Genomic DNA, 19,339 nt, shown 5'->3' on the forward strand with positions numbered 1-19,339 from the left:
GACATGAGCGCCCCGCCCAATCCATCCTCCGCCGTCACCATCGTGACGCAGACCCGCGTGCTGCCCGGCTTCGAGGAGGCGTTCGCGGTCTGGCAGGAGCAGACCAGCGCCTCCATCGCCGCGCTGCCGGGATTTCTCGGCCAGACCCTGATGCGCCCGAGCCCGCCCGCGCAGGTGGATTGGGTGATCCTGCAGCGCTTCGAAAGCAGCGCCGCCGCCATCGCCTGGCTGAATTCACCGGCCCGCCTCGCGCGCATCGCTGGCGCCCAATCCATGCTGGTGGGGCGCGACGACGTGCACATCGTGCCGGACGGCGCCTCCGGCGTGCTGCCGGCGGCGGTGTCCGCGGTGATCTCGACGCGCATCAAGCCGGGGCAGGAACTGGCCTATCGCGCCTGGGAACAGCGCATCGCCTCCGCCCAGACGCGGGCGCCGGGCTTCCAGGGCTATCGCTTCGAGCCGCCGATCCCCGGCGTGCAGGACGATTGGCTCTCGATCCTGCGCTTCGACAGCGAGGAGAATCTTCAGGCCTGGCTCACTTCCCCCGAGCGCAAGGCGCTGCTGGCGGAAGCGGAGCCCTTCACCGAGGAGTTCCACGCCCGCATCGCCCGGTCCGGCTTCGACCAATGGTTCGCGGGCGGCAGCGCGAAGGGGCCGCCGCCGGCGGTGTGGAAGCAGAACATGATCGTTCTGATGCTGCTCTATCCGGTGGTCTATCTGTTCGGCATCGCGGTGCAGAACCCGGTGCTGATGGGGTGGGCGGGGCTCGCCTTTCCCGTCGCGCTGTTCATCGGCAATGTGGTGAGCGTGGCGCTGCTGAATTATCTGGTGCCGTGGGCGAGCGGCCGCTTCGGCTGGTGGCTCAGCCCGGCCGCGCCCGCGCGCGGGGTGGATCTGCGCGGCGCGGCGATCATCGCCGCCATCTACGCCGCCCTGCTGGTGGTGTTCACCCTTTCCTCCTGACGCGCGCGGGGCCGTCGTGCGCCGTGCGGCGCCGGCCCCGATCGTCGCAAACCCATTCCGCGCAAGGATTGCCGCGCCTGTCATCCACAGGCGCGCCTGTCGTTTCTGCCGGCTATGGACAGCGCGCCAGGGAGACACTATACACACCCGTCTCCAAGAGGTTTCGGCCTCGCGGACGCCCAGGTAGCTCAGTTGGTAGAGCATGCGACTGAAAATCGCAGTGTCGGTGGTTCGATTCCGCCCCTGGGCACCATTTCCCTTATAATTCAATGACTTAGCCCCGGTGATACAAGCCGAGGGATACAACTTGAGTCGTTGGCTTTTATCGCTGCCCTATTTGCAGAGGTCCCGGCATGGCGTCTTTCGCTATCGCCGGGCGGTTCCTTTGACGCTCAGGGGAGCAGCCGGGAAGCGGGAAATCCTCACCTCGCTGCGGACCAAAAATCCAGCGGACGCGGAGTTGCGCCTTCTGCAAGCGCATTTGGACGCTGAAACGTGGCTGAGAGCCCTTCGGCCTGATGCGCCAATCGAGCCGCTGCCCTGGCCCTTCCGCAGCTTGGACACGCCTGTTAGGACCGCCTTGCAGCCTCAGGGCGCTTCAAGTGCCCAGCTTGTGCCCCCAATGGCGCCCCAGGCGCCCAACGCAAACCAACTGAATCCGGTCACGCTTAGCGGTGCGCTTGCCCTCTACTTGACCCATAAGGAGGACGAATTCGCCACTTTCAAAGGCCGGCAAAGGCAAGTGCGGCTGAACGAAAAACACCGGGTAATCAGATATCTCACGCAAGCGCTGGGGAGCGATAAAGCGGTGGTCTCCCTCACACGGGAGGACGCCAGAAGCTTCCGTGATTTCCTCAGGGGCAATGGACTCGCCCCCGGCTCCATCAATAAAAACATAAAAATTGCAGCTGCGATCATACAGACCACGCTGATCGAGTATCAGCTCACACTCAGAAACCCATTCCACAATTTCCATGTGGCCAATGAGATTGCTGATCGAGATGCCCGCCTTCCCCTCAGCACGGAGGAAATCGACACCGTTCTGCGGCTCAAGGTGAACGACGAGCTATTAGCCATCGTCAAGCTCCTGGCCTTCACCGGCGCTCGCCTGAACGAAATTGCCGGCCTGACGTGGGAGGACATTCGGCTTTCTTCAGCCGGCCAGGAAATTGCGCATATCGAAATCAGAGCAAACGCCGTGCGCAGCCTCAAAACTGCCAATAGCCGGCGCACCGTCCCGTTGATTTCCGTTGCGGAATATACCATACTCCAATACCGTAAAATGATCTCAGACACACCTTCGCCGTCTGCTCCGGTCTTCCCCCGATATGGAAGGCCTGGTGGCTCGGACGCTGCATCTGCGGCCCTGATGAAGGCGCTTCGGAAGGCCGGCATCACTGATGCTCGGAAATCAATTCATTCCTTACGCCACGCTCTGAAACAGATGTTGCGGGAAGCCGGGTGCCCTAAGGACATCAGGGATGCGATTCAGGGCCACGCCTCGGGAGATATTGCGGAGAATTACGGGCTTGGCCACTCCCTTAAACAAATGATTTTTTGGATCGAAAGTGTATTTAAAAATACAAAATTCTTAAATTAGTGGATTTCTCCGCAAGAAAACCATAACTACATTGACAATACCCAGAACAATGTGATATGATATATGTATAAACTTGCCATTTAGCTGAAACAAAGACAGCAGAGAGCGATCAACCCCAGAGATCTTGAGCGTCGTCTATTGGATGGCGGACGGACATCGGATTGCCCTGTGAACGAACGGGTCTCATCCAAACCAGCAAGCTGATAGCAAGGCATCGCGCCGCCCGCTGTGTCCACAAAATTATAAATAATAACGAAAGGAGGCAACAATGAATGAAAACTAAACAAAAACTCAGCCTAACCCTCAGAGTGAGGGTCGACCCCGACACCGTATTAGCGTTATCGACGCTCGCTAAGCGAGACGACTCAGATCACAGTAAGATTATTCGATTATTGATATGGCATGAATTTAATCGTCATGCCGAGTTGGAAACGATATCTTAAATTCAATTCATTCAAGAGAATGATACATTTAATATCGACATTATGAAATACATAAGCGAGCGCATTTCGCCGCATATGAACGTGAAACTCAAAAAACACCCTGCACGTATTTAGCCTCTGCAAATTCACATTTCAGGGCATTTGTAGAATATTGCCTATAACAATAGGAACATAATTAAACAATAAATTATAAGGAAACAGTATATATGAACCATATAGATATAACAAAAAATAATATACATTATATTACAAACAGGATTCTGATTGACGGCGACATTGAGGAGTTTCGCTCCCTGAAACGCTGCAAATCACAATCAAATATATATCACATAACTCTTACTTTTAACCAAAATAGATTTTCATCAGCGAGTTTCTATGGAGCATCATATAGGCAAAGATATCAAAATATCGACAATATCACTCCGATATTATTCGACCTCGTTCGCGGATGGTATGTGAACGGTCTGCTGAGGCATGCTATCCCGCATTTCAATAGACCAAATAAACAGAAAATATTACCAAAATTTGTCTGCTATATTGATGACAAGAGCGACGACAGCCCACGCCCTCACGTCCATGGAATAATGTGGGTGCCAGAAGACAAGAATTCCCGCATTCATCAATGGCTTACTTCCGGGAACGGTGACTTCTCATGGTATCATATCGAACCACGGGGCAATTATCACTGCCGTCCGATACCCGATGACCAGATCGGAAATGTTTTTGGATATGCCTCAAAATACTTCCAGAAACGATATTCTGACGCCCCTCAATATCTCGCAATGAAGCTGCCAAATTGAATGCAGCCCCTTACCTTGCTTAAGAAGCCGCTCAAATCAATATATTACATGTATTTATTTTATAATAAATTTTCGATATATGCATATACGCCAGATGAAATAGTTTCGATATTGATCGCAATCAACACACTTATATAGTCAATATCCGATTTTGTATCGAAGCCAATCCGAAACATCTGCCCCACCTCCCAATCGACATGATAAGCTATTGGAAGGTGAGGCGACCTTCGTCCCTACGGCATTCAACCGCCCCATCGCGCCAACCCAGCCGCCGCAGCTTCTGGCGCATCCTTAATACGATAAACCGATTGGCGCGAAAGACCGGTCATCGCCGCAATCTCACTTACGCCAACTCCCTTAGATAGAGAATCCCTTACCGTTTCGAATTGCTCCGCTGTAAAGCTGGGCTTTCGACCTCGATAGGCATCCCCTCGCCCCTTGGCATGCTCGATGCCAGCGCGTTGCGCCTCTTTTGTCGCTTCGGCCTGCGCCTGTGCGGTAGCGGCCATAAATGCGATCAACGCATCCCGAACGGCCTGCTGCATGGGGTCCCTGGTAGCGCCATCAAAGGTGAGGCCATTGATCACCGTTCGGATAATTACCCCTCGCCGCATGAACTCCCGAATGGTGTCCGTCACATCCTGATAATTGCGTCCCAAGCGATCGACCCACCGCACGAGCAATGTGTCACCGGCTCGGAGTATGTCGAAAAGCCTCCGGCCTTGGGGCCTTTCACTCAGTTTCGTGCTGACGCCGGATACGCCTTCGTCGGAAATCACCTCATCGATCTTGAAGCCCGCCTGCTCCGCATGCTTGCGCTGGTGAGCGATGGTCTGATCGACGGTCGAAACACGAGCATAAAAAATGGTCGCCAATTCGTTCCCCCAAAACGTCCGTTGATATGATGTCCGTATAATATATGTCCGAAATGCAAAAATCAACCCTTACGGACACTTGAAATGGGCGCTGACTAAGTGTCCATTAGGGCATGCGCTATCGAACATCGTTCGAAAGTTTCGACACCAGTATTGAGAGGATTGCTATAGGACTCCCTCACTCATGTTTGCGCTTCAGCCAGCGGTCGCCCCGGCCATTTACTTTTGGGGCAAAAAATTCTTAAGAAGGCATTCCGATTTTGAATTTTCGAAAATAGTATCCGCCTTACACTTAAAACCGGAGATTGGAAGAAGCTCACTCTGATGATAAAATCCAAGTTAGATTTATAGAAAGAGATATCAGATGCTTCGCGATGAGATTGATAATGCAAAACGGACTGTTACCACTGAAAGCGTTCAAATAACAATTGGCGAAGTTGCCAATATGTATATGAATCAAGAGCTTAATATATTTCCAGATTTTCAACGATTATTTCGATGGAGCTTAACAAAGAAATCTAACTTTGTTGAATCGATCCTAATAGGCATCCCGATACCTCCGGCATTTGCTTATGAAAATTCGAATGGAACGTGGGATCTTATCGATGGTCTCCAGAGAATTTCAACAATTCTCGAGTTTATGGGCGTATTGAAAGATCCTGATACGGGCGAGATAGCAAGATCTAAATTGATATCTACCAAATATTTGCCGTCTCTAAATGATGTTGTTTGGGAGGCAAACGGCAGGCCACTATCATTAAAATCTTATGAAAGCCCGGAGGCTGATGATATATCCTTGACCTCTAATGAAGGCGGGCCCGGTCTTTATCTAATCGAAAGTGACACTGGGGGGGGATATAATTAAACAGAATCCACTCGATAAAGCACTGCAATTATTTTTTAGACGACATAGAATTGATTTTCAAATCTTAAAGTATCCGAGCGATCCTAAGACGAAATTTGATCTTTTTCAGAGGTTAAATCGAGGAGGTGCTTACGCAAATGAACAGGAAGTTCGCACTTGCTCTATGGTTTTGGCAAGTCCGGCGTTCACAAAAAGCATTAGAGAAATATGTAGAGAGAATGCATTTCAGGAAGTATTTCAAATTACGCAAATTCAAAGAGAGTCACAGAAGGATATTGAATATGCGGTTCGCATCATTGTGCATACATTTATTGATTATCATCCCGGGAAGGACGTCCAGGCCTTTTTAGATACATCTATACTGAAAATTATTGACGAGTTTGATATTGGCATGGTTTTGGATACTGTTAAATGGGTAGTTAATCTGCTTTCTCAATCTCTTGGTAGCGAAGCTCTCCTTCCTCCGGTCGATGTCCGGGACTCGCTCGCGAACCGTTTTTCTCTTCGAGCGCTGGAAGGGGTTGTCGTCGGTCTTGCACGCCACAGGGCGGCTATAGAAACTCTGCCAAATCCAGATGATTTTGCGAAAGTGCGCATTGCGGCATTCTGGCAACAGCCAGAGGTTCGAAAGATGGCGACCCCTGGTCTTACCGGAACAACGCGCCTTCAACGCACGATTCCATTTGGTACAAGATGGTTTGACCCGCATGCCTCAAATTGATGAGTTTTTCGATGAAATTGATGCAAGTCGCGTTAGACGTGCGAAGGAACTTTTACAGCTCAAAAATCTTGTTATTGGACACTCGGATCCTTTTGGAATTGCTTCTAAAGCAGCAATTGTTCTGAGTTACTCCCATTGGGAGGGATTTTACAACGATTGCGTTAACACATATACGAAATTTTTAAAAGCAAAAGGGGGAAAAATAAAGGATCAAGATTGGATGATGCTTACCGGAGTTATGGTAGATGAACTTCAATCCTTAAGGGATCGAAATCATTCCAATGAAGCTCGCCGCATATTTGTTGAAAAACTCTATGATATAATTGACTGTGGATATGATCGTTTTAGGTCTGAAGTTGTTTATGCAAAATCCAATCTTAATTGCGCAACTTTGTATCACAATCTTAAAATTATGAGCTTTGATTCAACTCCAATAAATGCATATAAGATAAGATTAGATACTCAAGTGGTTGCTTGGCGACACGCAATAGCGCACGGTGACCAACCGGATCTTAGATCGTTAGACATCGAAAAGCACGTAAAATTAGTCGATGATTTGATGCTTCTTATCGCTGATATGTTTCAAGACGCGATGCTGAAGCGTCTTTAGAAAATATTCCGGAAACTGCCGCCCATCGCACACTTGTCGACTTTGAGACTGGTTGCTGCCGAATGGTTTTCGCCGATGTGCGAGGGAGTTATGTGTTAGTCCGACGCTGAAGACGTAGAGGTTTTCGGCCTTTTCGAAGCGGCCCCGGTTTGATGGCCCCTTCTGGAAACGGCTGGAACAGCTCGGAAATATGCACATCGAGCGCTTGAGCGATTTGTTCCAGCAGGTCCACCGATCCGTTGGCGCGCTCAACCTCCAAGCTCGCCAAATACGACATATCGACCTGGGCTGAGAACGCTAACGCCTCCTGCGTGAGCCCCTTCTCCACCCGCAGCCTCCTCAGATTCCACGCCACCAAACGCTTCGCTTTCATCCTCGCAGGGCAACGCCTTGCGGGGATACAATCTATGGACTATAGCCCATAAATTAGAGAAAGCCGGCCTCTTGCGGCCTGGATCCATCAGAGCTGGGGGGCTCGAATGCGGATAGCCGTTCTCGTTATCTCGTTGTGCTTGGTTGCCGTCCTCGGCCTTCAGTCCTGCGCCGTCATGGTCGGCAGCAACCTCACCAGCGATCAGACGACCTCCCAAGCCGGTGCCGCTGGCCTTGTGATGGCCTTTATGTTCGTGCTCGGCGGTGCATTCGCCATGGGCCTTCCCCGCTTCTCCGCAGCGATCTTTCTGGCGGCCGGCCTTCTCGGCTTTGCCCTGGCCTCCGCATCGATCTTTCGCGATTTGCAAATTTGGGCGGGGATTTCATGCGTCCTTGCCGTCCTCGCATTTCTCGGGCGTCGGGAAATCCGAAAAGCGAATTAATCTATTTTGATCTAAAAAGGGGATTAGTTGCAGCCATGACCGAATATAATGCTCCTCGGGAAGAAGAGATTCGGGCGCCTTCAGGCATCCATCTAAACCCGCCACCCAACGGCCTATCGGCGAGGTCCGTTAAATACACGACAAAAAAGGCCGATGGAGATCCTTCGCAACTTTGCCTAATTCCACTATATTACTCGATAATTATATTCATACCATATTTTCTGATTAAGGCAGGCTACATCACCAAAGGAAACGCAGGGCTTCTGTCATTTTTTGTGGTCGTATCATCTTTAGGATTTTTAATTCGGTATATTACGCAAGCGATTAGAGATATTCGGTCATTACCGGTGAGCTTGAATATCGCAACCGGAACTTTAATGTTCTTAGCAGTATTACTAATTCCTCCGGTCTATTTTGGAGTTCGATACATCGTAACACATTCAAAGCTGTATCTTATTTTTGTTAGTCTAATCATATATATCGGAACTATTTTATTCAATTACTCGTCCTTCATCTTCAATTGATGAGCGAATAGTTCGGATCCGAATATTTCGTGAGCATCAGCTTGGGAATGGACCTAATGTCGACGAACATTCGGTGGGCGAACCGATCCATCGCAGGAGAACGAGTTAATGTCGAAGCAAAGAACAATAGCCGGCGCATTGTTAATGGCATGGCTTTCGACTGTGTCAATTTCCACGCCCGCAGGCGCCTGGAGTTGGAGGGACGATGCCGCCGGCCAGAAGCGCGATCAAGAGGCAAGGCATTGGCTCACGACGCAGAACATATGCGGCGTGCAGCTCAAGGCGGACTATCTTGCTGACCTGGATTCCTGGATTGTCACGCATTTCACGACGATGGCTGATGACTATCGTCAGTTCCTCCTCGGCTCCGTTCAGAGAGCGAACGCCGACTATCTCCAGAATGCAAAGCCGGAGGAAATTAAGAAGGAATGCGCTGGTCGGGTGGAAGAGGCGTCCAAAGCCGGAGTTATCGCCGACATCAATGCCAAGCCCTACCAATGGGCGGCTATGGCATCGCAGACCGCAGGAACACCCACCCCAAGCACAACGCTACCAGCCGCCGTCTCAACTCCAATGGCCCCCACCGTACCGGCCACATCACCTAAGCTTTCAGATTTCATCGGTGCCTGGAGCGACGTGACGGATGCATGTCGAAGCTACAAGCAGCGGACGGAAGGACCGTGGTTTGAGATCAAGGAAAAGTCCTTTACGTCTGAGGGCGGCGGGCTTTGCAAGGCTCCCACCTACACTCTGAAGGGGAATAGCCTAACCATATCTACACGTTGCAGGGCGGAAGAGGCAGGTTACGAGGCCTATAAAGAGACGTTCACTCTGCACGAAGGCCAGCTTAAGAGTGCCGACAGAACTTTTATGCGCTGCACCTCGGCTAATTCCGGCGGGAAGTCAACGGCGCCCACACAAAGCGAGAGGGGCGCGCTGGGAGGCCTCATAGCCATCATTGGCAAGCCAAAGAGCAATGCCGAAGCCATCGCCCAAAACACGATCGTCATGGTTTCATATGCCCAAATGTGCGGCCTGGGAAAGCGTGGCAGCGCATATGAAAAGCAAAATAACCGAGCTATCCAAGGAGCAATTGCTGCTGCCTATGGAGATAAAGGGCAACAGGAAATAGGAAGGATCACCACGGGCGTATTTAAGTGGCTGAATACAACAGAATCTCCGGCGGACGCCCGAAATGCCCTTTGCAAGATGATCGATAATTCGCTCGCTCACTTGGGGTTCTGAACTCTAAGCCAGCGCTTGGTTGACCGTGGCCGTAACCCGCCGGAAAGGCGGCCTGAATTCCCTCCAAATCGCATCAGAGCAGGGATACAGGGGGAGCGTTAAAAGGGATACAAACACTGATCCGAGGGCTAAGTCAGAAGATAGGGAAATGCGCGCCAGGGAGACACTATACACACCCGTCTCCAAGAGGTTTCGGCCTTACGGACGCCCAGGTAACTCAGTTGGTAGAGCATGCGACTGAAAATCGCAGTGTCGGTGGTTCGATTCCGCCCCTGGGCACCATTTGCTCTTTTCAGAGCGTCTCACAAAGCTTCAAAATCTTTTAAAATCAACGACTTGAACCCCTTTCGAGGGGTCGCGGCGTCTCTCGCCGTGCCGTTGCATCTCATCGATTTGTAGGCATGTTCGTAGGCATCGGCCGTGTGCCTACAAAAGAGATGCCTACACATGTCGCTCACCGACCTCGCGCTTCGCAACGCCAAGCCGAAGGACAAGCCTTACAAATTATTCGACGGCGGCGGCTTGCATGTTCTCGTCAGCCCGAACGGCAGCCGCATCTGGCGCCTGGCCTATAGGTTCGCCGGCAAGCCGAAGCAGCTTTCCTTCGGGCCTTATCCCACCACGTCGCTGGCCGATGCGCGCCTCAAGCGCGATGAGGCCAAGAAGCAGTTGCTCAACGGCGAGGACCCGTCCACCGTTCGCAAGCTCGATAAGGTCGCGGCATCCGTGGCGGCGGAGAATACGTTCGGCGCGATCGCAGCGGAATATCTGGCAAGGCTGGAGGCGCGCGAAGCCGCCGCCGCCACGATGAGCAAGAACCGCTGGATGTTAGAGACTCTCGCCGGACCGGCGTTGGCGAATCGCCCCATTGCTCAGATCACCCCAGTTGAGATTCTCGCCGTCCTGCAGCAAGTCGAACGCAGTGGTCGGCGTGAGACGGCCCGGCGGATGCGCGCCGCCATTGGCAGCGTATTCCGCTTCGCCATCGCGACATTGCGGGCCGAGACGGACCCGACATTCCCTCTTCGTGATGCGCTTGAACGGCCGAAAGTCACCCATCGGGCGGCATTGACTGACCCGCAAGCGCTGGGCGGCCTGATGCGGGCGATCGACGAATATGATGGCTGGCCGACATTGCGGTCCGCCCTGCTGTTCACGGCTCTCACCTTCTGCCGCCCTGGCGAGGTTCGCGGCGCACGCTGGGCCGAGTTCGATTTCGAAACCTCGGTCTGGAGCATCCCCGCCGAGCGCATGAAGATGCGCCGGCCGCACAAGGTGCCGCTTTCGAAGCAGGCTCTTCAAGTGCTGGCGGAGATCCGGCCGCTTACGGGCGAGGCGGAACTCGTGTTCCCCTCCATCCGCTCGAACAAAAAGCTGCTGAGCGAGAACGCCTTGAACTCGGCGCTGCGGCGCATGGGGTTCACGCAGGACGAGATGACCGCCCACGGCTTTCGCGCAACCGCGAGCTCCATTCTGAACGAGCGCGGCTTCTCGCCGGACGTGATCGAGGCGGCGCTCGCCCATATTGATCAGAATGAAATCCGCCGCGCCTATAATCGGGCGACCTATTGGCCGGAGCGGGTGGTGCTCATGCAGGCCTGGGCGGACATGCTGGATGAGTTTCGGGCGTTGAAACCCTAGGCTTGATTTGATGCAAAAATTTGCCGTTTTATAACCCATTGTAAACAAACAAATTTTCGCAATTTTTGGCTCTTAAATAGCTGAAAGACCAGAATAAGAGAAAATAGCGCTTGAATAACAGGGGCTAGCACCCTACATGATGCTCATCGAAAGCGCTTCGGCGCAGGGCGGATCGGTGAGGTCATGGCGAGCGACGTCAAGCAGCGAGTGGTCAAGAAAATTCGCGCCTTGTACAAGAATGACGCGGCAGCCCGCCTCATCTTCGATTGGGGGGCAAGCCGGGAGAGAGAGACGGAATTCACGACGATCGACCGTATCGCGGTGAAGGCCAGAATCGATCGCAGCGAAGCGATCGCTTTGGCGCGAAAACTCCAGGAAGCGGAGTGCGGCGAGTTCATTCTCGGGCGCCGCGGCTCGAAATCCCGCTTTCGTTGGGATTACAGCTTCATCAGCCTCGGCCAGGCTGCGTCGGGTGAAGTGGCCGAGATCGACACCCTTTCCGACGACGCACGCGGGCGCGAAGAGGACGACCTGCCTGAGGAGGCGAAATTGCCGGTCCTGACCATCCCGCAGGCGAAGGAAGCACTGTCGAGATCTCTTGGCGTTCCGGTGGAAAGCATCGAGATTCTCGTCAAGGGCTAGGCCCGCCAACAACGGCGTTAGCCATCATCGTCCAAGACGATCGGGTCAAGTTTCAAGGGCTCGAAGGCGGCGCGGCGTTGACGCGCCTCCGATCACCTAATTCCCACTGATTATCGGATGTCCGTCCTGCGGGAGTGCAGGACGGAACCCTGACGCTTGCCTGCGCGGCCTCCATGACGGGCGCCGCGAAAGCCCCCGCACGTCCGCACATCAACCAAGTCCCGGTTCGCAGCCATCCCTCGCCGTTTGCGAGATCGATGACGCATGCCTGGAAAGCCACGAGAGCCCCATGCACAGCCAATTTGACTGCTCTGGAGGACGCCGACGCCGACAGAGGATCCGAGGCCCGCCCAATCAGGATCAGCTGTCGCTACCAAACGCAGATCATCAAACTATTTAGGAGAAATCCGATGATGGAAGGTTTCAAAGCGCCCTCCGAGCGGCTGTTGCGGTTATCGCAAGTCCTCTCTCCGGAAGGGCCGATTCCCGTATCCAAGAGCACATGGTGGCGCGGCGTGAAGAGCGGCCGCTATCCGCAGCCTATCAAGATTGGAATGCGCATTACGGTATGGCGTGAATCCGACATCAATGGCCTCTTCAAAGATAATGAATAATAAAAAATCAATAAAATGGCAGAAAATAACAATAGATTTATGTCTATCTATATCAATCGATATGAAAATCACGAATACCTAAATTAAAAACGATCGGAAATTATATGCCCAATTCGACGGGAAGCGAAGTGCGCAAGGTTAAGCCTCAGATCATTAAATCTCTGCGTGATCTGAGAGTTAAATACAAGAAGCGTCGCGAAGGATACCGGCTTGACCGATACAATGATTTGGCAGAGGGGTATCATCTCGCAAGTCTTATGAAGAAGAGGCCCGAGGTGTATGAAAAATTCAAGGAGCTTAAATATTGGGAATCAAAGAAAAAATTCCCAAAAAATATGGCGACCTCTGTAATGATGTATGTCACAGACGCGAGGGGAACAAGCCAACGACAAATGGCATGGAAGTATGCCGTAGTAATTCGGTACTTGCATGAAAATGAAGGGGCAAAAACGCACACCGTGGCGGAAAAAATCGTAGAGATGGGCGGAATTTCCGCAATCTACGAAATGGCAAAGGCGCTTAATGACAGTAAGAAAAAAGTAAATAAATCGGTCAAAGATCGAGGGAGTCGGAATGCAATCACGTCTGCTATTCATGATCTGGCGCAGGATGCCCAAATAACGTCCGACGAGTGGGATTCTGAAGAACCCGAAGGAGCTTCTAAGCCTGAGCAGACACCGACCATTACGGTTGAAATGAATGCCGCACGTTATGGGCGACTGATGGGCATGGAAATCGGCGCATCCGCCAAACTCGTGGTCACACGCCTTGATGATCGACTTGCCCTCTTCGAGGCGGAGAAAGTGACGATCGTTAAAGGCTAAAGAGACAAATGGTTTGGGCCTCGCATTGCATGCGGGGCCCTTCCAACGGCGGGCAGATCGAATTTCAATTGAGTAGATTTATCTTGCGTTCGCGGCTGAAAGTTCAGTGAACGGGTAATATATAAAATACTGTTAATTGTTCACGTCGCCAGCGGGCGCCGTGGCAATCCCGAACGCAATCGCAACGACCTCACGCCTATTCAATGTGGTGCAAAATCGCACTGCATATGAATAGTCATGTCTAAATGGCTATAAAGTATATGCCTATTTAGACACTACAATCAGCATCTCTGACATGTATCAACATCATCAATTGTCTATCTCACAAACACAGACATTCGATGATGAGATGTCTGTCAATTATGCAATGTATCAATTATCTGCTTATATGAGGTATATATCATGTCTTCTAAACTCGGACATCAGAGAGTTCCTTTAACGCCTGCCAAGGAGCTTCAGCTTGCTTATGGAAAGTGGGTCTCAGACAAAGCTGAGCAAGGGTATCAGCCCTTCTTCATGAGCTTCATGTTTCACCCTCTCGGCTTTTCGCACCGTGCGAAAATAATCGATCAGATGCATGCTGATATCGAGCGGATATATTCCGGGATCATCACGCGTTTTGCCCGTAGGCCAAATACCCCTCAGGAGCGCCATAAGCTGCCATTGATGCTTGTTGCGCCGGATCTGCCTGTTCCAAAACACACCAAAGTCGACATCAAGGATGTCACTCTGAATGACGGCCTGCATTGCCATGCAATATTTCTGCAGCCGCCTGAGTCTCGCTTCCAGGAGGAATTCCATCTCTGGGCGACTGAAAACAATGCTGCTCTGATTAGGGATACGCGCGTGCGGCGCATATGGGTCGGGCGCGTGTTCGCAACCCCCGATCACATGACCCAATATGCCCTGAAGGCGGTTGGGACCCGGCTTTCCTCTGATTCCCTCCTGCTGCTACCTCGTGAGAGAAATGGCGGGCGGGACACGACGGCTCGCGGCTATGATGAGGCTTGCCGTCGTGAAGGAGGAGCGAGCCTAATGCGAACCGGTTGGAAGCCCTTCTGAGGGATGGTCAATGGTCTCAACTTGAGACCATCGCGAACGGAACCGATGCCGCAGGTGCTATTGCGCAAATAGTGCTATTGACCCACGGCGACGTTCCCGACAGGCCGTTGCGAACGTCCGCTTTGCGCCGCCAAATGGGTCGTCGAGCGGGCTGTCCAGTGCCCCTGAAAGCTGCCGTTTGCTTGAGGGGTGTCAGACGTCCACCCCAAGGGGGGTATCCCAGTGTCGAGGACTTGAAGACGATTCCTGTGCGGGACCATGCTTGCTCGCGGGCAGAAGTGCTCGGAGCCCATGAAGGCGAAGCGTCTTCAGCGCAGATGCACGATAGCAAAAGGCGATGGGTCACCGATGTCTGGTAGTGCGGTCCTCCTGCGCGTTCATGGCGCTGTTCGCCTGTGGGCGCGACTATTTTCCAGACCAGAGCAGCGGCGCAAAAAGGTTACGCAGATCTTCATCAGTGAACCAATCGGTCTCGATGGTGCTGTGGCCGCGTACCGACAGCGCGTCTTCCCCGGGGGTTTCCGCGCGCAGGCGGTCGGCGCGGCTGGATATAGCGTCCTTCGCCCGGACCATTTCGGCGGGTGTCGCGCCAACAGTGGGGCCAAGCTCATCGACCAGCTTCCTAAAGTCGTCGAGCGTGGATTCGGAATCCACGTGTTCGAGACTGTTAGGAAGCTCGGCTATCACGCGGTGCGCCGCTGAATCGGCACTCCAGCCGATACGCTGCGCCAAATGCCCTTTGCGTGGAAGTACTTCAGTGCGGATACGGTGAACATCGTCGAGATCGAGAGCAGAATCCAAGATCTGAATCAGCCGCTCCTCCAGCGCTTCGACCAAGGCCGTGGTATTTTCGCGTTCGGCCTTGGGGGCGGCGCGCAAGCTGGCGATCAGCCGCGGCATTATACGGCCATCAGCCCAGGAACTGAACCAGTTGTCCCTGTTGGATGCAACGACCAGTGCCGCATCTAGGAATTCTTGGCGCTTACTGGTCTTCCACCAATCCCGCAAAAGTTCGACTTGACCCGAATAGGACATGCCTATCCATCGCCGCCGGTTCGGTTCGCCCCGGATCGGTTTCCACGGTTCCTCATTCACAGCGTTAGCCGCGAGGGTTATATATGAAATCAAGAAAGCCGCTTTGTCCTCGCCGCTCACCCCCGGCACCTTCTTGAAATGCTCGTAGAGCGCCCGTGCGGCGCGGAGAGTAGCCATCCCCTCCGCCATGGCGCGAAGCAGCGCACTGTCGGTCAGATATTGCGCAAGATAGTCGCGAACCGACGGATTGATCAGCGATACCTGGCCGTTCGAGATTGTAACGAAGCTACCCTCAAGCGTTCGCACGCTCTCTTCAAAATCTTTAGGCCCCGACGACAGCGAGAAGCGGCGGCATAGCGCCTGGTGTAACGGGTTGTAGACCTCCTCGAGATCCTCGATCTCGGCACCGTGTTCAGCGCTGATATACATCGCAAACAGCAAATGCCGGCAGCGGCTTGGGATATGCGTGCGGAACGCTTTGTCCCAGATGCTCAGCGGATCGTCGAGCGCGGCGATGAACGCGGCAGGGTAGTCGGTGGGAGCGATTTCCTCGATGCGGTCCGCATTGGTTAGTGTCTCGACGATACGCGGATTGTAATGGTCGTGATCGACGATCTTCTTGATCGCGTTTTGCTCGACCAGCGCCTGAATGTGCGCTTCAGGGACTCTGGCAACGATCAAGTGATTATAGAGGATGCGTGCCCGGATTCGCCGGGTGTAAATGCCGACGTCCAGCACATAGCTGGCGACGTCGAAGGCCCCGGTCGACAGAGCTTCCGACTGAAGCCGCGCCTCCTCGTAGATATAGGCGCGCGTGGTCAGGATGAACCGCGCGTTGGACGTGCGGCGAACGCGGCCGATAAACCGTGCAAGATCGGAATCTTGGTTCGAAAGGGCGCGGGCATCGAGCGCGATCCGGCCTAGGAAATCGTCGAAGAAGAAGACTTGACGCTTGGTGTCGTCGATGTGGGTGAATGCATCGTTCAGGCTGCGGATCGCTACCAGCTCCCAATCCTCCGCAAGATAGGCATAGCTCAGCATCTCGGCGAGCGTGGTCTTGCCGACACCGGGCGGACCGGACACGATCAGGACGTGGATGGACTCAAGGATGTCGCGACCGGTCTTGAAGCTGGGATTCTCGGCATAGACGGTAAGCTTGGCCTTGATGTCATCGCGCGTCAGCGACGTGAAATTATGCGTCGCGGCATGGAGCACGCGCTCCAGCACCCCGGCGCCCGAAAGCCAGAGTTTGACATGGCTTTTCTGGAGATCGGGGTATTTTCGCAGCAGCCCATTGATGTCGTCGTTGCCGAAGATATCCCACGTGCCCTGGAGGCTAGGTCCGATGATCGTCGCCAGCCGGTCTTTGTTCGGCGGCGTCAGCGGTCGCGATGTCGTCAGCAGATACCGGTTCGGGGTCAGCGCATCGATCGATGCCCGTTCCTTCTGCATCGTGCGCGCCAGCGCATCGAAATCGGACAGCCGGTAATGTTTGGCCTGCAAGATCGTCATGTCCCCCGCCGCGGCATGCCGCCCATCGACACCGCCATCGCGCCCGGGCCCAAAGGCTTCAAAGCGGACGCCAAGTTCGCAGCCGAGCAGGTCGCGGGACAGATCTTCGAAATCGGCAGGAGAGAGGGCGTCGAAACTGAACGTCAAATCTGGCTACTCCGCCCGCCCTTTCGGCAGGGTGCATTTTTGGTGAAACAATATACTACTGCCGATCGCCTCGCGTGCCAGTACTCACGCATCCGGCTGTTGATCGAGGGCGGTATACACGGCTAAAGTGCTGGAGCTGAATAAGCGGTGAGGACAGTTGGTGATGCGCGCGGATTAATGTCATCGCTTCGATCATGAACGCGAGCATTTCTCAGCCTTTGCCGCGCTATCGCCGTGTCTCTGTCGAGCAGCACGCCCTCATATATCAGGCAAGCGCGCTCATGCGTCGAAGCCACCCTTCGATCTCGCCTGCCGGATCGCGTGCGCGAATTTGCGCTGCGGTCATGTGGCTGAAGGCCTTCGACAAATACCCCTTTGCCTTGTCGGCTCCCATCCTTCCGTCGAAATTTCGCTTAGTCGAGAGCGCGATCGCGAAGGTTTCTGGCACGGAGGGCACTCCATTGGCGGGATGATCCACGCAGACCACATCGACATCGAAGGCAGCTTTAATCGCGTCAGCGTGTAGATAGCACTCGATTTCATGTTTCTGAGTCTGGACCGCCCAGGACCCAAGGCCGTCGGTGCGCGCGTTCACCTCGGCGACCGATGCCGCATACTTAGCCACGTCGGAGTCGTAGATGTGAGCCTCGGGTCGCTGCATGTTCCGTAAGTAGTTCTCGGTCACCCAGTGCTTGAGCGTCGACCCGCCCGCCGGAATAAAGGCGAAGCGCTCATCAGTCATAAGGTTCGGAATGGAGTCATCTTCCGCGTGCAATGCGGAACTCAGGCACTTCAGGGCTGTTACGTCCGTTGGCCCCTCAACACAGATGAGGACGCGTACGCGGCTGTCCGGCGTGAGTCCGAGAGCTCTCGCCACGGTGTCAAACACGTCGACCCCGGCCTGGACCACAGGAGTCGCCGGCGGTCCTTCGCTGGAAACGAACCGGATGCCCTCGATAGGAAGGTCGGCTGCCAGCCCTGGGCTGTGAGTCGTGAGGATAACTTGGCAATGAGGCGCCGTCGCTATCTCCTTGAACGCGTCAATGAGTACCCGCTGGTTCGCGGGATGCTGCGACGTCTCAGGCTCTTCGATCGCATAGATCAGATTTCGCTTTGCGGAACTTGACAGTTTGCGCTCGGCCTCTGCCTTAAAGAAGCTGACCAGGATGAGTCTCCGCACACCGCTGCCGCGCTTGTTCAAGGGAATGCGGTCATCTGTGTCCATGCCGAGCGAGAACAGGCCCATCCACTTGGACGCGGTGGGCGGGACGAACTTCGGTGAAAGCGAATTCGCAAGCTTGGGATCGATGCTCCTAAGAGCCTCGTGCGTGAGCTTCGCGATCTCCTCCGCCTTCGCCTGTACCAGATTCTGAATGGACTCGATCGCCTCCTGAGCCTCGGAGATGGCCGCCGCGACGGCCCCCTTGAGCGGGTTCTGCACCTCGCCATCGGAATCGCGGCTTTGACGATCGCTCTGAAATAGCGCGAACATCGGAAGGTGCAGCTCCAACTGATCCCAGATACGCTTGCTATCTTCCTTGGGTTTCGACACAGGGATGCGCGCTTCGACCAAATCAAGTTCAGGGCAAGCTCGCCAAAGGGCCCGACGCATGCCCGGATTGCCTTTTAGCGGTACGTCCAGCGACTGCGCCTTCACAAGCGCCTGCAACTCTTTCTCCTTTAGTTCAAGGAGGTTATCCACCCCCGCAGTGCTCGGATGTTGGGCGAGTATAAATGTTTCGCATGTCGGCGTCTTTTTTGAGCAATCGTAGACTCTCGCGATCTTTAGGGTGCCTGTGCCGGTCAAGAGGTATTCGTCACGGAGTGTCGTCGGCGCCCCAGCATCTAGTGTGATTTCTTCTGGGAGATCCGCAAATTCAGCAGTGATGCTAACGAGTGACGAACCGGTGAAGACGTTGGCATCGGCCTGATCGATCTTTACGACATCTCCGTTGAAGAAGATTTCCAACGCCTCCAGCAAGCAAGACTTACCGATGTCGTTCCGCCCGATGATCGTGGTCAGCTCCGAAAACTCGATAGTCGTCGCAGTCTGATAGGCTCGAAAGTTCTCAAGTGTCAGCGAAACCAGCCTCATCGTAACATCCCCCCGTTTCTCGAAAATTGCCGCGCGTTTCATTGCATGGCAAGCGATTCTGAAACCGAGTTTGAGAGCTGCGACCCAGCCCCAAAAAGCTGGGCGGATAGAATTAGGTGCGGCATGCGCGACAATGCGAACGTGCGTCCAGCAGCGTGATCAGCCCGTCTCAATCGATCCGCACGGGCGATGTCCGCTTTCGCATGTGAGTGATCGAAAGCTGCGAGTCCGCAATCGGCCCCGGAGCCGTCTGTCAGCAAAGCGCCGCCTAATCCCGGTCATCCAAACCCGCGAGATCGATCCCCA

General features: G+C 53.9%; 17 protein-coding genes and 2 tRNA genes. 15 read left to right on the forward strand and 4 right to left on the reverse strand.

Annotated features, from left to right (window positions below; all coding sequences use genetic code 11):
* The first annotated feature begins 3 nt into the window (after positions 1-3).
* From V5G24_RS08860 to V5G24_RS08875, 4 genes are all read left to right on the forward strand, one after another.
* Positions 4-963, forward strand: coding sequence for an antibiotic biosynthesis monooxygenase (locus V5G24_RS08860; protein WP_394085560.1), 960 nt, complete (start codon positions 4-6; stop codon positions 961-963).
* 177 nt (positions 964-1,140) lie between these two features.
* Positions 1,141-1,216, forward strand: a tRNA-Phe gene (locus tag V5G24_RS08865).
* Positions 1,217-1,270: 54 nt separating this feature from the next.
* On the forward strand, positions 1,271-2,563 hold the full coding sequence (locus tag V5G24_RS08870; RefSeq protein ID WP_394085559.1) for a tyrosine-type recombinase/integrase: 1,293 nt from the start codon (positions 1,271-1,273) through the stop codon (positions 2,561-2,563).
* Positions 2,564-3,212: 649 nt separating this feature from the next.
* The gene (locus tag V5G24_RS08875) at positions 3,213-3,806 is read left to right on the forward strand and encodes a hypothetical protein (protein WP_394085558.1); all 594 of its coding nucleotides are present in this window, start codon (positions 3,213-3,215) and stop codon (positions 3,804-3,806) included.
* Positions 3,807-4,048: 242 nt separating this feature from the next.
* Here the strand turns inward: V5G24_RS08875 and V5G24_RS08880 are convergent, their stop codons facing one another.
* Positions 4,049-4,681 carry a recombinase family protein gene (locus tag V5G24_RS08880; protein ID WP_394085557.1) on the reverse strand — a complete coding sequence of 211 codons (633 nt, stop codon included), beginning with the start codon at positions 4,679-4,681 and terminating at the stop codon, positions 4,049-4,051.
* Positions 4,682-5,045: 364 nt separating this feature from the next.
* On the opposite strand from V5G24_RS08880, the gene V5G24_RS08885 reads away from it, so the two are divergent.
* From V5G24_RS08885 to V5G24_RS08895, 3 genes are read left to right on the forward strand one after another with little or no spacing between them, the layout of a single operon-like run.
* The gene (locus V5G24_RS08885) at positions 5,046-5,546 is read left to right on the forward strand and encodes a DUF262 domain-containing protein (RefSeq protein ID WP_394085556.1); all 501 of its coding nucleotides are present in this window, start codon (positions 5,046-5,048) and stop codon (positions 5,544-5,546) included.
* Positions 5,521-6,267, forward strand: coding sequence for a hypothetical protein (locus V5G24_RS08890; RefSeq protein WP_394085555.1), 747 nt, complete (start codon positions 5,521-5,523; stop codon positions 6,265-6,267). Before V5G24_RS08885 ends, V5G24_RS08890 begins: the two co-directional genes overlap by 26 nt.
* Positions 6,254-6,877 (forward strand): MAE_28990/MAE_18760 family HEPN-like nuclease, encoded by a 624-nt coding sequence (locus tag V5G24_RS08895; RefSeq protein ID WP_394085554.1) that lies wholly within the window; start codon positions 6,254-6,256, stop codon positions 6,875-6,877. Before V5G24_RS08890 ends, V5G24_RS08895 begins: the two co-directional genes overlap by 14 nt.
* 88 nt (positions 6,878-6,965) lie before the next feature.
* Here the strand turns inward: V5G24_RS08895 and V5G24_RS08900 are convergent, their stop codons facing one another.
* Positions 6,966-7,205 carry a helix-turn-helix domain-containing protein gene (locus tag V5G24_RS08900; protein WP_509292300.1) on the reverse strand — a complete coding sequence of 80 codons (240 nt, stop codon included), beginning with the start codon at positions 7,203-7,205 and terminating at the stop codon, positions 6,966-6,968.
* 151 nt (positions 7,206-7,356) lie between these two features.
* Between V5G24_RS08900 and V5G24_RS08905 the strand changes: the two genes are divergently transcribed.
* From V5G24_RS08905 to V5G24_RS08940, 8 genes are all read left to right on the forward strand, one after another.
* The gene (locus V5G24_RS08905) at positions 7,357-7,692 is read left to right on the forward strand and encodes a hypothetical protein (protein WP_394085552.1); all 336 of its coding nucleotides are present in this window, start codon (positions 7,357-7,359) and stop codon (positions 7,690-7,692) included.
* 632 nt (positions 7,693-8,324) lie between these two features.
* Positions 8,325-9,461: a hypothetical protein gene (locus V5G24_RS08910; protein WP_394085551.1), complete on the forward strand. Its 1,137-nt coding sequence runs from the start codon at positions 8,325-8,327 to the stop codon at positions 9,459-9,461.
* Between the two features lie 206 nt (positions 9,462-9,667).
* Positions 9,668-9,743: transfer RNA gene (locus V5G24_RS08915), tRNA-Phe, on the forward strand.
* Positions 9,744-9,908: 165 nt separating this feature from the next.
* Positions 9,909-11,102, forward strand: coding sequence for a tyrosine-type recombinase/integrase (locus tag V5G24_RS08920; RefSeq protein WP_394085549.1), 1,194 nt, complete (start codon positions 9,909-9,911; stop codon positions 11,100-11,102).
* A 183-nt stretch (positions 11,103-11,285) separates the two neighbouring features.
* Entirely contained in the window at positions 11,286-11,744 is a 459-nt protein-coding gene (locus tag V5G24_RS08925; RefSeq protein WP_394085548.1) for a hypothetical protein, read from the forward strand.
* A 410-nt stretch (positions 11,745-12,154) separates the two neighbouring features.
* Complete coding sequence (locus V5G24_RS08930) at positions 12,155-12,358, forward strand: helix-turn-helix transcriptional regulator (protein WP_394085547.1); 204 nt, start codon at positions 12,155-12,157, stop codon at positions 12,356-12,358.
* A 104-nt stretch (positions 12,359-12,462) separates the two neighbouring features.
* Complete coding sequence (locus V5G24_RS08935) at positions 12,463-13,182, forward strand: hypothetical protein (protein ID WP_394085546.1); 720 nt, start codon at positions 12,463-12,465, stop codon at positions 13,180-13,182.
* Between the two features lie 402 nt (positions 13,183-13,584).
* Positions 13,585-14,244, forward strand: coding sequence for a hypothetical protein (locus V5G24_RS08940; protein WP_394085545.1), 660 nt, complete (start codon positions 13,585-13,587; stop codon positions 14,242-14,244).
* Between the two features lie 405 nt (positions 14,245-14,649).
* Here V5G24_RS08940 and V5G24_RS08945 read toward each other — a convergent pair whose 3' ends face one another.
* On the reverse strand, positions 14,650-16,938 hold the full coding sequence (locus tag V5G24_RS08945; RefSeq protein WP_394085543.1) for an nSTAND3 domain-containing NTPase: 2,289 nt from the start codon (positions 16,936-16,938) through the stop codon (positions 14,650-14,652).
* Between the two features lie 265 nt (positions 16,939-17,203).
* On the reverse strand, positions 17,204-19,033 hold the full coding sequence (locus V5G24_RS08950) for an ATP-binding protein (RefSeq protein WP_394085542.1): 1,830 nt from the start codon (positions 19,031-19,033) through the stop codon (positions 17,204-17,206).
* Between the last annotated feature and the right edge of the window lie 306 nt (positions 19,034-19,339).

The sequence above is a fragment of the Roseixanthobacter finlandensis genome (genome assembly GCF_043195105.2).
Lineage (GTDB): Bacteria > Pseudomonadota > Alphaproteobacteria > Rhizobiales > Xanthobacteraceae > NCEH01.

What these genes read in the sequence shown, in the direction of transcription:
- V5G24_RS08860 (WP_394085560.1), top strand. Translation starts at nt 4, where the DNA reads ATGAGCGCCCCGCCCAATCCATCCTCCGCCGTCACCATCGTGACGCAG.
- V5G24_RS08875 (WP_394085558.1), top strand. Translation starts at nt 3,213, where the DNA reads ATGAACCATATAGATATAACAAAAAATAATATACATTATATTACAAAC.
- V5G24_RS08885 (WP_394085556.1), top strand. Translation starts at nt 5,046, where the DNA reads ATGCTTCGCGATGAGATTGATAATGCAAAACGGACTGTTACCACTGAA.
- V5G24_RS08895 (WP_394085554.1), top strand. Translation starts at nt 6,254, where the DNA reads ATGCCTCAAATTGATGAGTTTTTCGATGAAATTGATGCAAGTCGCGTT.
- V5G24_RS08905 (WP_394085552.1), top strand. Translation starts at nt 7,357, where the DNA reads ATGCGGATAGCCGTTCTCGTTATCTCGTTGTGCTTGGTTGCCGTCCTC.
- V5G24_RS08910 (WP_394085551.1), top strand. Translation starts at nt 8,325, where the DNA reads ATGTCGAAGCAAAGAACAATAGCCGGCGCATTGTTAATGGCATGGCTT.
- V5G24_RS08920 (WP_394085549.1), top strand. Translation starts at nt 9,909, where the DNA reads ATGTCGCTCACCGACCTCGCGCTTCGCAACGCCAAGCCGAAGGACAAG.
- V5G24_RS08925 (WP_394085548.1), top strand. Translation starts at nt 11,286, where the DNA reads ATGGCGAGCGACGTCAAGCAGCGAGTGGTCAAGAAAATTCGCGCCTTG.
- V5G24_RS08930 (WP_394085547.1), top strand. Translation starts at nt 12,155, where the DNA reads ATGATGGAAGGTTTCAAAGCGCCCTCCGAGCGGCTGTTGCGGTTATCG.
- V5G24_RS08935 (WP_394085546.1), top strand. Translation starts at nt 12,463, where the DNA reads ATGCCCAATTCGACGGGAAGCGAAGTGCGCAAGGTTAAGCCTCAGATC.
- V5G24_RS08940 (WP_394085545.1), top strand. Translation starts at nt 13,585, where the DNA reads ATGTCTTCTAAACTCGGACATCAGAGAGTTCCTTTAACGCCTGCCAAG.
- V5G24_RS08950 (WP_394085542.1), bottom strand. Translation starts at nt 19,033, where the DNA reads ATGAGGCTGGTTTCGCTGACACTTGAGAACTTTCGAGCCTATCAGACT.